Raw genomic sequence first — 12,213 nt, 5'->3', positions numbered from 1 at the left:
AGCGGTTTCCGTTGACGTAGTTCAAATTATATGGCAATCAGATGTCTGCCAATACCCGGTAAATCACGCTAAAAAACCTATACAATTTTGACTCATTACAGAAGCAATAAGGAAAAATCCTATCCTAATTTGACAATTATCCCTATGAAATTAGACATGTTAGCCTATGCAGTTCATAGCGTTGAAGCGGACACCTTAACGAATGGATGGGAAGGAACAACCGATAGTACGGGGCAGGAGCGGCCGACAGTATAAAAAAGACGGCGATTCCTAACCGTGAAGGTGAGGAACCGCCGTCCTTGAGAGAGATAGCCTGTATAAAGGAAGGCAGCCTGTATGGAGAGGCCTTCCGGCCCGGCGATTATGGAGTCTGCCGGGGAAGAGCCGTGTCTGCCGGGATCATTGTGCGGTAGGCTCTGTACATGAATACCCGCCAATGCACGATCATCCCGAATGCCAGAATAAAGAACAGGCCGCCCGATTGCGGAATCGAGATATACCGGTCGATAAATTCATGCAATAGGGTGCGGACCAGCAGCAGACCGAGCAGCACCAGCGCGAAGCTCTTGGAGCGCTTGGCGTAGATGAGCCCCTCTTTCTGATGAAAGCTTGTCGTCCGGATCAGGGGGTATGCGAAGATAAACCAGCCTGCCACAAAAGCAATCAATGCCCACCAAAGGGGGACGCGGACCTCGGGAACGATAAACATCATGAACCCGGTTGACATGCCCAGAGGGGGGATAATGATTTTTCGGATAGTAACGGGGCGGTCGCTTGCTTTTAATCGGATGAAGATCACCATCAGCGCCATGAACAGAGCGCCAAGTGTAGAGCCGATATGCAGGTACGACGGATTGATGCTGCCCATGACTCACGGTCCTCTCTTAATGGAAGTGAAAGTATATGCGCTGCTTCCATTATATCAGAAAAGCTTTCCGGCACCTAAATGTCCGCCCGCGGGCTGTCCGGGAGAGCGGCGCTTTCGGCTATATGGCAAAAACCGCAGGCTGAAGCCTGCGGTAATACAGCGTGATTTTCTTTTTCAAAACCGAAGTGGTACATTGATTATGAACGGGTTCGTCCGCCCATGGAACGCATGACGAGACTGACGATTGCGATCAGAACGATTGCGCCGATCAGGGATGGCAGAACATAGAAGTCGCTGACACGCGGACCCCAATCACCGAGAAAACCACCCAGCCAAGAACCGAGGATACCGGCGATGATGTTGCCGATAATGCCTCCCGGAATATCTCTGCCCATGATGAGACCGGCCAGCCAACCAATAATTCCGCCAACTATCAGCATCCATATGAAACTCATGTTGCTTCAGCTCCTTTAGGGTTATTGTCTTGGATGCTAACTATTAACCTCAAGTGAAGGGTTTAAATCAGCTCCTGTTTTTCCCAAAAAAGAGGGGGTTATGCACGCTGAAGACTCAAAGTAAAGGACGCTGCGGCTAACCAGAAGAAGAAAAAGCTATCGTATAGCCGCGTTTCCTCCCTGCCTGTCAGGGTAATAAAGAAGAGGGCGGAAGCCCATACATAAGATAACCTAAGGGGGAGCTCTCTCATGAAGCATCCGGATGAAATTCTGTTCTATGTCGGAGCCTACGGTCCCGCCGATAAGCACTCCATCCATCTGTGCGCCTTAAACGTAAAGGATGGAGAGATGAGAAGAATCGGAGGAACTGCGGGCATCGAGAACCCGTCATACATAACCCTGGACAGCCGTCAGCAGGTGCTGTATGCCGTCAGCGAGAAGGGGAGTGGAGAAGCCGCGGCCTATAAGGTGGACGCTGAAACCTTGGAGCTTGCTCCTCTGGGCAGCCGGGCAACCGAAGGGGCAGATCCCTGCTATGTGTCGGTCAGTCTGGACGGCGGGTATGTGCTCGTCTCTAATTATTCCGGCGGCAATATTAACGCATATCCGGTCAATCCGGACGGTTCGCTGGGAGCGATGACCGCGAACGTCAGGCATCAGGGAGCCGGAGTCCGTCCAGACCGTCAGGAGGGGCCGCATCCTCATTCCATTATCCCGGAACCGGGCAGCGGACGGGTAATGGTATGCGATCTTGGGCTTGACCGGATTATGCTGTACCAGCTCGAGAGCGGATCGCTTGTCCTTCAACGCGAAGTGTCTCTGCCGGAAGGAGCGGGGCCGAGGCATCTGGCATTCCATCCGGACGGAAAGCGGGTGTACTGCGTCAGCGAATTGAACAACACGGTCACGGTCTTCGCCCATGACACCGGGGCCGGCACCCTGGAAGCTCTGCAGCATGTGTCTACGCTTCCCGAGCATTATGTGCCCGGCAGTGACGATACGGCGGCTGATATCCATGTCTCTCCCTGCGGCCGCTTTCTGTATGCCTCGAACCGCGGGCATGACAGTATCGTGCTGTTCCATATCGACAGCGAAACCGGCCTGCTGTCTCCTGCCGATTGGCAGCTCACCGGCGGGCGTACGCCGCGCAACTTCGCAATCTGCAAGGGCTGGCTGCTGGCTGCCAATCAGGGCAGCGGCAACATCACTTCCTTCCGGATCGACGCCGAGAACGGACGTCTGATACCGACGGGCAATGAGCTCGGCATCAATTCGCCGGTCTGCATCGTGCCGGTGAATTAGGAGACGGCCTCTCCAGCAGAGCTTATTCAAAAAAAATGGACAAGTCTGCTGTCGCTTAGAAGGAATTGGTAAATAAAGATCGAATATCTAGCAATGACAGGATGGAAACGACAGAAGAAGCGTAAAAGCGAGGGCAGAATGGAGCATTTTGCAGAATTCGTAGGCAGGGAAATCAGGGAAGCCGTACGGGACTATTTCCAGGTACCGTCTTTGCAAGAGCCGGCACTTGCCTGTGCGGAAGAGAAACTGAGAGGAGGGATGCCCTGCGGCAAGCTGACCGTATTGCACTATCGTGCTTTCGGAGGAAGCGATCCGGCTGTGTACCGGGCGGCAGCGGCGGTTGAACTGATGATCCTCAGCGCCGATATTATCGACGATCTGCAGGATCGGGATGATCAGTGCTCGGCTTGGAACATAATCAGTCCCGAACTGGCGCTTAATATCGCCGTGGGAATGACGATTCTGTCCCAGCAGCTCCTGCTTACCTGCAGTTTCCCGCTCGAAAGGGTCCACCTCGCTGTTCGTTTCATGAATGCAAGCACCCTTGCGGCCCTGAATGGGCAGACGACCGATCTTCTGAACGAAATCCGGGACGAAGAGGATTATTTGGCCATGATTCGGGAGAAGTCTGCGGGCTTCGTCGTAGCGGCTTGCATGATCGGCACGGTGCTGGCAACGGGCGAGATCAAGGAAGAGGTAGCCGAATATGCCGAGGAACTGGGCATAGCCGAGCAGATCAAGAACGATGTCAATGATCTGCTGAACCGGCAGAAAGGCGATCTTCTAAGCCGCAAGCGGACGCTGTCCACCCTGTATTTGCTGCAGTATTTACCGGAGAACAACCGCTGGATCGCGGACTATTTTGACGGAACGCTGGAGCCGGCAGAGATGATCGGCCGCATGGATGAGTTTGAACGGGCATTGGAGGAGACGGGGGCTTATCTGTACACCTCGGTCATGATCCGTACCCGGAGCTACCGTTTTGTTGAACTGGTTAACAAGCTGGACATTGACGCTTACTGGAAAAACCGTATTCTCGCTCTGGCCGAATAGGCCAAGGGCGCAACTAATCGATTGGGGGAATTAATCATGTTAAAAGAACTGATCCATAGCTTGATGAAGGATTCTGCCGCAGCCCATCGTGTACAGAACGGCCAGTTGGAGCTTTCCGGAATCAGCGAAATCGAACGGAGAGCGCTGACTGACGCGCTCGCAGCCGACCGCGGTGTCATGAAGGCTGAAGAACTGGGCGTCTGGAACTCCGTTGCGGAAGCATCTGCCGTCAAAGCGCTGTAATTTATCCTTCATATAGAACGAAGCCGAACAGCCCTGATCCGGAATGCCCCGGATCAGGGCTGTTCATGTAAGGGGGCCTCTAGAGGAGGCCGAGAGGAGTTGATCCTTGGCCTCCGTAAAAGCCGATATCATCAAGCATCACCGAATCGCCGCCGCCTCGCAGGTAGAAGGTGACGGCTTTCAGATGCGCCGGGTCGAAGGCGGCGTTCTTCTGACGGAACAACGCGATCGGAATCCGGTAGGTTTGAAAGACATCTTCGGTGGGGCTGACGAATTTGCCGCCAGCGATCTGCTTCTCCAGCCAGGCGCTGCGGGTAAACCGGGTCTGGGGAAGGGGCAGCGGCGTCATGACCGACGACAATGACACCCGGGAGGCAGCGCCGGCGGTATCGGTAAGCTCGATGTCGATCTCCGGAGATTCTGAGCCGGTCGGTCCGTTCAGATTGGACATGGAGAAGGTAAAGCCTTCCGCTTCGGACAGCACTTGATCTATAACAGGCCCCGCTTGAAGCGACAGACGGTAATAGCCTTCTGACTTGGAATCCGGGGCCGTGCTGCGCTCCAGCCGAACGCCATAGGCGTCCTTGCTTCCGCCATCCCGGTCCTTGATGATCTCTTCGGTAATGCGAAGTCCGGCGGAAGCTGCCGAGGCCCCAAGATCAGCCGTATCGGAATCCCTGTCTTCGTCAAAGCCGGCGATCAGAGTCAGCGCGCCGTCCTGGTAGCGATTGAAATAGGACGTCCCGGCAGGAAGCCATGAAAGTCCGCTGCGGTAGTCCTGAAACAGGCCGGAATAGGCGCGGTTGCCGTGCAGCGTCGTCTCCAGAAAGGCGCCAATATACACTTTGGCTATCCGCCGCTGCTCATCTCCTTCCATAATATCGCTCCGGCTTAGAAACAGGCCGGCGGGCGGCGACAGATCATTCAGCCCCCAACCGGTATTGAACTGGCTGTGGTTTGCCCCGCCGATATATAGCGACGACTTGAAGGCGGTGCTGTCCGGCAAGTAGAAGGCCCGGACATATTGCCGATCCCCATAGAAATTATGCACATCTCCGTCATGGGCGCCGTGCAGCGTCAAATAACTTATATTTTGCAGCTCGGCCTGCTCTCCGTCTACCGTCTGGTCGGTCGGGGCCAGAGCGGCTACGGCCGAGATCCGGAAGCGCTCCGATGAGAGCAGCACGGGATCGGAACTGAACCAGCGCTCGGCGTCGGTCGCCATGGCTACAGCTTGGCCACCCCGGCTGTGGCCGATCAGGGCGGTACGGGAATAATCGATTTTGCCGTAGAAAGGGTTGCCTGGCGTATCGCCATACGCCGCAAGCTGCTCCAGATGCTTCAGGATGATCCAGGCCCGCAGCTTGTAGTCGTTCTCCGGAATGCCCGACCAGGCGGAATAGTTCAGAAAATTCTCGTCCACCGATATGGCAATGAAGCCGCGGCTTGCCAGAAGCTCTCCGAGATAGGCATACCCGCTGTCAGAGAATTCCTCCATGCTGTGATTGCCGTGGACGATGAGCACCAGGGGAAAAGGTCCGTCACCCTCCGGCATCCAGACTCTTCCGTTCAGCGGCAGCGCATCCGGGCCAAAGCCCCAGAACCAGGTGCGCAGCCGCGTCCATCCGCTCGTGTAGGAGGAGGCGTCCGCCGTCTCCGAGATCAGCTCGGCCTGCGCGCCAAATTCAGGGCGGTGCCGGTCGGAGCCGCTGCCGTAGGTGAAAGTGCGATAAGCATATGATCCGGGCAATCCGGGGTTGGGCGCCGTCAGCGGGTCTACAGTGCCGGCAGCTGCGATGCTGCCCGCTTCGTCTCTGTCATCTGCGCCGGATTCCGCAGTGAACCCGGCCTGAAAAGCCGGCCCTCCGGGTATCAGGAGGAGGGCGCCGGCAAGCGCGGCCAGAAGCGCCAGGCCCGGCAGCCGCCGGCCGGTGCGGATCAGGCCGCAGGCCCAGCCGCCGATTGCGGCGGCTGCTCCCGCTGCTGCCGCGGTGGCCGCGGCGGCGGGAAGTGCGATATCCGAGCTGAGCAGGATAACGAGAACAGCGCCGGTGCTGGCCAGCACGCAGGCGGCGAACAGGCGGGGCAGCCGCAGGCCCAGCAGCGACAGAAGCGCGGCGGCAGGGTAGCCGGCGGCCGCCAGGAGGATCGCGGCCGCCGCAGCCGCGAGCATCAGGTCGAAGGGCCTGCCGAAGCCTGTCGGCATGCCGAGGAGGACGGCGGTGAACGCTGCGAAGCCGATCAGCCAGGGGCCCAGCAGGGCTCCCCGCCATAAAGGCGTATCATAGCGCGCCGTGTCCCGAAGCCGGCGCGCCAACCATTGCGCCGCGCGTCTGTGCCGCCGTCTCTCCGGCGGCGCGGGCGGCAGCCTGAGTTCAATATTCATGAGTTCTTCTTCCCCCGGTTGGTGTAGGACAACAGTCCCCGTATCTAAGATGTGTCAGCATGTTGCATCATTCGAATATCCGAATCATTCCGTCCACGCTCCACATCCGGATCAAGCATGCCCCTTCGCGGCTAGCGGCCTTGGAAGAGATCGTCCTCAGGCGCTCCGGCACCCGATTTCAGCCGGGCGAGCTTGTTCCGGAGCATCCGGGAGAGCAGCCCCTGAACCTGCTCCTGCTCGGCCTGCTTCCTGCCGATTTCCGAGATTTTCTCCTGAAGAAGCTCGATAACCTTGGGCAGAGACAAGCCGTGGGCATCATTCTCCCGGATCAGCTTCTTAAGCTCGGACAGCGTAAATCCCGCGGATTGAAGCCTCTTGATCAACAGTAGATGCTCTGCGGCTTCTTCCGTATATTCGCGGTAATTATTCGCTTCCCGCCGGACATGACGCTCGTCCAGCAGCCCCTCCTTCTCGTAATAACGGATGGCCGGCGCGCTGAGACCGCTAATTTGGGTTAATGTCTGAATCTTCACCGTACTCTCCTTATACAGAAAAGGATTTGACCTTCAAGTATACTTTATAGTTTATACTGTAACCGCAGCCCGGACCGGTGACAAGAGCTTGGGGAACAGTTAACATTTGCCTCTATCTGCCCTCATTTGCCTTTTGCCGGATCAGAAGATTCCGTTCGGACAACTTAAACCTTAAACGAGGCGAACGGTGCGCGATGTATACGATATACGACACATGATGCACGATGCGCAGAGAGAGACTGCCCGAGCAGCAGCCGGGGCTGACATTCACAATCATATAGGGAGCTGAAGGAATATGCATGAATCCATACAGCCGGAAGCCGGGATGCGCGCAGCGGTCCTGGGCGGCGGCGGGGTAACGGGAATGGCCTGGGAGATCGGCGTACTGCTGGGCCTGTCCGAGGCCGGGGTTGATCTCGGAAAGGCGGAAGCGGTATTCGGAACATCGGCGGGTTCCTTTGTCGGAGCCGCTCTGGCTTCCGGCAGCAGCTTGGGCGAGCTGTTCGCTGCCCAATCGGAGCCGGCGGAAGCGGAGATTTCAGCATCCGCAGGGGCCGAAGTCCGGGAGGCCTGGCGGAACGCGTTCATTACGGGAGGGAGCGACCCCGGGAAAGTTGGACTTGCCTTTGGAGAACTGGCCAAGCGATTTCCCGCTCCGGTGTCTCCCGAGCTTCGCCGCAAGGCGGTGCAGGCCCGGCTGAAGACGGAGGAATGGCCGGAGAAGCTCCGGGTAACCGCCATTGATGCGGATACCGGAGCGCTTCATGTCCTGGGCAAGGAATCAGGCCTGTCCCTGATTGAAGCGGTGAGCGCAAGCGGCGCAGTTCCGGGAGTCTGGCCGGTTGTGCATGCCGGAGGCAGGGCGTGGATTGACGGAGGCATGGTCTCACCGGCCAATGCGCGTCTGGCGGAGGGGTACGAGCGAATCGTGATCCTGGCTCCGATGCCTGGAGGATACGGCTTGATTCCGGGGGCGGCTGAAGATGTGGCGGCCTTGGAGCAAGCCTCGAAGGTGAGCCTGATCGTTCCAGATGCGAATAGCGCTGAAGCAATCGGTCCCAATCCGTACGATCCAAGCCGAAGAGGTCCGGCTGCAACAGCCGGAAGAGCGCAGGGAAGAGGGCTTGCCAAGGCCGTGCGGCGGATGTGGTAAGAAGGTGTCTGCTCCCATTGGCGGAAGCCTATTTTTTGCAAATAAAAGGTTGACAACAAGGGAGAGCGACAGTATTATAAGTCCATAACCCACTAATTGGGTAGGAATAATAAATATTGTTCTTACCGTACCGACGGAGGAACCCATGTTAAGGACGTATAGCGGCTTTTTTAGCCTCCTTGCGCGCCTACGGGGTTCCTCTGTCTTTTTTTGCAACTAAAACGGGGATGTCAGGGAAGAAAACCTAAAAAACGGGGGAGTGTTGAAGATGAAAAAAGGATGGAGAAAAGGATTGCTGACGGGGTTTGCGCTGCTGCTTACGACGGGGCTTGCGGCTTGCGGCGGAAACAATTCGGAGAACGGCGCATCGTCGTCAGCCGGAGCTTCCGCAGGTGCGGGCAGCGCGGCTCCGGCGTCGGCGGCGGCATCGACGGCTCCGGCGTCGAAGGACCCGGTAGAGCTGCTGAACGTATCCTATGACCCGACTCGCGAACTGTACGAAAGCTACAACAAAGCCTTCTCGGCTTATTGGGAGAAAGAACACGGACAAAAAGTAACGATCAAGCAGTCGCATGGCGGTTCCGGCAAGCAGAGCCGTTCCGTTCAGGACGGGCTGGAAGCCGACGTGGTGACGCTGGCGCTTGGATATGATATCGATGCTCTGGAGACGGCCGGACTGATCAATTCGGGCTGGCAGAGCAAATACGATCACAACAGCTCGCCTTACACCTCGACCATCGTGTTCCTGGTCCGCAAGGGAAATCCGAAAGGCATCAAGGATTGGTCGGATCTGCTGAAGGACGACGTGCAGGTCATTACGCCGAATCCGAAGACCTCGGGCGGAGCCCGCTGGAACTTCCTGGCGGCATGGGGCTACGCGCTCGATCACAACAACAATGATGAGGCGAAGGCCCAGGAGTTCGTCAAGAACCTGTATACGCATGTGCCGGTGCTGGACAGCGGGGCGCGCGGATCGACAACAACCTTCGTGGAACGGGGACTTGGTGATGTGCTGATCGCCTGGGAGAACGAGGCTTATCTCTCGGTGAACGAGCTTGGCAAGGATAAATTCGATATCGTCTATCCGTCGGAGAGCATTTTGGCGGAGCCGCCGGTAGCTGTCGTCGATAAGGTAGTCGACAAGAAGGGCACGCGCGAAGTGGCGGAAGCCTATCTGAAATACCTGTACAGCGAAGAAGGCCAGAAGATCGCGGCTGAGAACTACTACCGTCCAACGCTGGACAGCGTGAAGGAAGAATACAAATCCAAGTTCCCGGAGATCAAGCTGTTCACGCTGGCCGACAAATTCGGAACCTGGAAGGAAACGCAGGAGAAATTCTTTAACGACGGCGGTGTCTTCGACAAGATTTACGTTCCCGGCAAGTAAGACGTAAGGACAACCGGGTGCGGAAACGACCGCGGCGGTATGGGATGCTGATCGGCCGACGGATGCCGAAGGCGCAAGGAAAGGATGAACGAATGCCATGAATGTCACTGCCAAAACGGTCCGGCGCGGCACGCTACCGGGATTCGGACTTACAATGGGCTATACGGTTCTGTATTTGAGTCTCGTTGTACTGATCCCGCTGGCGGCGCTGTTGTTCAATTCTACGGGACTGACGCTGTCGAAGCTATGGGACGTGGCGTCAGACCCCCGGGTGCTGGCCTCCTACCGGGTCAGCCTGTCGACGGCCGCCGCTGCGGCCCTGGCCGACGGGGTGCTGGGCCTGCTCCTGGCCTGGGTGCTGGCGCGCTACCGCTTCCCGGGCAAGCGGATCTTCGACGCCCTGATCGACCTGCCGTTCGCGCTGCCGACGGCGGTTGCGGGTGTGTCGCTGACGGCGCTCTATTCCACTAACGGCTGGATCGGCTCTAAGCTTGAGCCGCTTGGTCTCAAGATCGCTTATACGCCGCTCGGCATTACACTGGCATTGATGTTCATCGGCATTCCGTTCGTCGTGCGCACCGTTCAGCCCGTGCTGGAGGATATGGAGCGAGACACGGAAGAGGCGGCGGCCACGCTCGGCGCGGGACGCTGGCGGATCTTCCGCAAAGTAATACTGCCGGAGCTGATCCCGCCGCTGCTCACCGGATTTGCGCTGGCTTTCGCCAGAGGGATCGGTGAATACGGCTCCGTCGTGTTCATCTCGGGGAATATGCCGATGCGCACGGAAATCGCGCCGCTGCTCATCATGTCGAAGCTGGAGCAGTACGATTATGCCGGGGCGACGGCAGTGGCGATGATTCTGCTGCTGATTTCCTTTGCGATGATCCTGGTTATCAATCTGCTGCAGCGCTGGACGCATAACCGCTCGAGATGACGGGGAAGGAGGAGTAAACCATGGCAGGAACTGTACCGCTTCGCGCCTCGCGCGGCGAAGCCCGCGCTGCATCCTCTGCTGCAAGCGAATCAACGGCGGTGAAATGGCTGCTGATCGGGGCGGCTGGCCTTGTGCTGATCTGGCTGATCGTGCTTCCGCTCATTCTGGTGCTTACCGAAGCGCTGAAGCAGGGTTGGAGCGTATACTGGGCGGCTCTGAGAGATCCGGACGCCGCCTCCGCCTTGAAGCTGACGCTGCTCGTCGCCGGCATTACCGTGCCGCTGAACACGGTATTCGGCGTGGCGGCGGCCTGGGCGGTCACCAAATTCAAATTTCGCGGCAAGGGACTGCTCATCACGCTGATCGACCTTCCCTTTGCCGTATCGCCGGTCATCGGCGGCCTGATCTTCGTTCTCGTCTTCGGCGCTCATGGATGGTTCGGTCCGTGGCTTGCCGCCCATGACATTAAAATTGTGTTCGCGCTGCCGGGCATTGTGCTGGCTACGCTGTTCGTGACGTTCCCTTTCGTAGCCAGGGAATTGATTCCTTTGATGGAGGATCAGGGAACGCAGGAGGAGGAAGCCGCGCTGACGCTGGGCGCCAAAGGCTGGCAGGTCTTCTTCCGCGTGACGCTGCCGAATATCAAATGGGGCCTCTTGTACGGCATTATTCTGTGCAACGCCCGGGCCATGGGTGAATTCGGCGCCGTCTCGGTCGTCTCGGGCCATATCCGGGGAGAGACGAATACGCTGCCGCTGCATGTCGAGATTTTGTATAACGAATATCAATTCTCGGCCTCCTTTGCGGTCGCTTCGCTGCTGCTGCTGCTGGCGCTGGCGACGATGCTGATCAAAGGCTGGCTGGAGCGGAAGAATCTCAAATAGGAGTCTTTTGCATCATTCCATGGAGCGGTTTTAAACCGGCAATATAGAGATCAGCATGGCTGTGTCTGTCTCTATATTACACCATGGAGTCTTTATTTTTGTGAATGATGCAAAATGCAGGGAAGAGTATACTTTGATATTGACAGAAAAAAGGCATCGTGCTAATTTAAATCATAGTATACAACTTGGAAATCAAGGTTTTGTAGTGCCGGAAATCATATCCGCTGTGTTAAGAAAGAGGGAGGCTTAAAGCATGGCTAAACCGCTGAAGGTAGACGGGATTTGGCTCGAGAGAATTGCGGGGCTGTTGGACGACATGGAATTCGGTTCTCTGCACATCGTAGTCCATGAGGGTCAGATTGTGCAGATGGAACGTACGGAGCGTAAGCGGTTCGAGAATACCCCTGCTAGGCACAGCGGGGATGCGGGAGGACGGCGTCAGGACGCCCGCGCCGCGGGAAGAGGATAACTTACGAAACGGATTCATCATTCATTACTGCAATCATACCCTGCTTGTAATCCTATCTATGGTATCTTATACCGGACGCAGAAGACCGTCATGCATGCCAACTCGAAAGAAGCGGCCCATTCCGAAACATTCGGAAGGGCCGCTTTTTTCGTTCCTCGTTACAGCCGGAATCCGGCCGTTTAATAACGGGGCGTCCGGCGCGATCCGGACAAGCCTTCGATGAGCAGAACGAGCGCGGTGATCCCGTGCATAATCCAGCCGATAATCGGAATGAAGGCGATAATTGAGGTGATGACGCCGAGGACGTTGCCGGCAACCCGACCGCGCTCGTTGTACAGAACGGCGATGGCGACGACATGCAGCAGAAAAGCGATCCCCAGCGGAACCCAGGCATTGGCGACCACAAAGGCGCCGCCGATGATCGGGAGAGCCAAAAAGGCCTCGTAAGCAAAAGTCCCCCATTTAAACAATTTCCCCAGTGATGACATTATTTCACAACCTTCCTTTTTCTGGTGCCTGCAGGGCACTGTTGTATACTATTCCCAT

The 12,213-nt window shown here is 57.1% G+C and carries 13 protein-coding genes; 8 read left to right on the top strand and 5 right to left on the bottom strand.

Annotated elements, in window-relative coordinates; translation table 11 throughout:
* Positions 1-361: 361 nt before the first annotated feature.
* Positions 362-868: a CcdC family protein gene (locus KIH86_RS21335; RefSeq protein ID WP_223084397.1), complete on the bottom strand. Its 507-nt coding sequence runs from the start codon at positions 866-868 to the stop codon at positions 362-364.
* Positions 869-1,065: 197 nt separating this feature from the next.
* On the bottom strand, positions 1,066-1,323 hold the full coding sequence (locus KIH86_RS21330; RefSeq protein WP_038693228.1) for a GlsB/YeaQ/YmgE family stress response membrane protein: 258 nt from the start codon (positions 1,321-1,323) through the stop codon (positions 1,066-1,068).
* A gap of 249 nt (positions 1,324-1,572) precedes the next feature.
* Here KIH86_RS21330 and KIH86_RS21325 point away from each other — a divergent pair, with 249 nt between their 5' ends.
* The 3 genes from KIH86_RS21325 to comX all read left to right on the top strand — a co-directional run bounded on the left by KIH86_RS21325 (position 1,573) and on the right by comX (position 3,921).
* A complete protein-coding gene (locus KIH86_RS21325) occupies positions 1,573-2,625 on the top strand; it encodes a lactonase family protein (protein ID WP_223084396.1) in 1,053 nt (350 codons plus the stop codon).
* Positions 2,626-2,718: 93 nt separating this feature from the next.
* Entirely contained in the window at positions 2,719-3,678 is a 960-nt protein-coding gene (locus KIH86_RS21320; RefSeq protein WP_223110658.1) for a polyprenyl synthetase family protein, read from the top strand.
* A gap of 36 nt (positions 3,679-3,714) precedes the next feature.
* Entirely contained in the window at positions 3,715-3,921 is a 207-nt protein-coding gene (gene comX / locus KIH86_RS21315; RefSeq protein WP_223084394.1) for a competence pheromone ComX, read from the top strand.
* Positions 3,922-4,000: 79 nt separating this feature from the next.
* Here comX and KIH86_RS21310 read toward each other — a convergent pair whose 3' ends face one another.
* Entirely contained in the window at positions 4,001-6,307 is a 2,307-nt protein-coding gene (locus KIH86_RS21310) for an alpha/beta hydrolase family protein (RefSeq protein ID WP_223084393.1), read from the bottom strand.
* 131 nt (positions 6,308-6,438) lie between these two features.
* A complete protein-coding gene (locus KIH86_RS21305) occupies positions 6,439-6,840 on the bottom strand; it encodes a MerR family transcriptional regulator (RefSeq protein WP_223084392.1) in 402 nt (133 codons plus the stop codon).
* 295 nt (positions 6,841-7,135) lie between these two features.
* On the opposite strand from KIH86_RS21305, the gene KIH86_RS21300 reads away from it, so the two are divergent.
* From KIH86_RS21300 to KIH86_RS21280, 5 genes are all read left to right on the top strand, one after another.
* Entirely contained in the window at positions 7,136-7,993 is an 858-nt protein-coding gene (locus KIH86_RS21300) for a patatin-like phospholipase family protein (RefSeq protein WP_223084391.1), read from the top strand.
* A gap of 268 nt (positions 7,994-8,261) precedes the next feature.
* Positions 8,262-9,380, top strand: coding sequence for a sulfate ABC transporter substrate-binding protein (locus tag KIH86_RS21295; protein ID WP_223084390.1), 1,119 nt, complete (start codon positions 8,262-8,264; stop codon positions 9,378-9,380).
* A 97-nt stretch (positions 9,381-9,477) separates the two neighbouring features.
* A complete protein-coding gene (gene cysT, locus KIH86_RS21290) occupies positions 9,478-10,314 on the top strand; it encodes a sulfate ABC transporter permease subunit CysT (RefSeq protein WP_223084389.1) in 837 nt (278 codons plus the stop codon).
* Positions 10,315-10,334: 20 nt separating this feature from the next.
* Positions 10,335-11,198: a sulfate ABC transporter permease subunit CysW gene (gene cysW / locus KIH86_RS21285; RefSeq protein ID WP_223084388.1), complete on the top strand. Its 864-nt coding sequence runs from the start codon at positions 10,335-10,337 to the stop codon at positions 11,196-11,198.
* A gap of 253 nt (positions 11,199-11,451) precedes the next feature.
* On the top strand, positions 11,452-11,667 hold the full coding sequence (locus tag KIH86_RS21280) for a YezD family protein (protein ID WP_038693240.1): 216 nt from the start codon (positions 11,452-11,454) through the stop codon (positions 11,665-11,667).
* 179 nt (positions 11,668-11,846) lie between these two features.
* On the opposite strand, the gene KIH86_RS21275 is transcribed toward KIH86_RS21280, so the two are convergent.
* Positions 11,847-12,155 (bottom strand): hypothetical protein, encoded by a 309-nt coding sequence (locus tag KIH86_RS21275; protein WP_223084387.1) that lies wholly within the window; start codon positions 12,153-12,155, stop codon positions 11,847-11,849.
* Between the last annotated feature and the right edge of the window lie 58 nt (positions 12,156-12,213).

Source organism: Paenibacillus sinensis (assembly GCF_019904155.1).
GTDB classification, from domain to species: domain Bacteria; phylum Bacillota; class Bacilli; order Paenibacillales; family Paenibacillaceae; genus Paenibacillus_AQ; species Paenibacillus_AQ sinensis.
The sequence above is the reverse complement of the archived record's forward strand: the minus strand, read 5'-3'. Positions and strand labels throughout refer to the sequence as shown.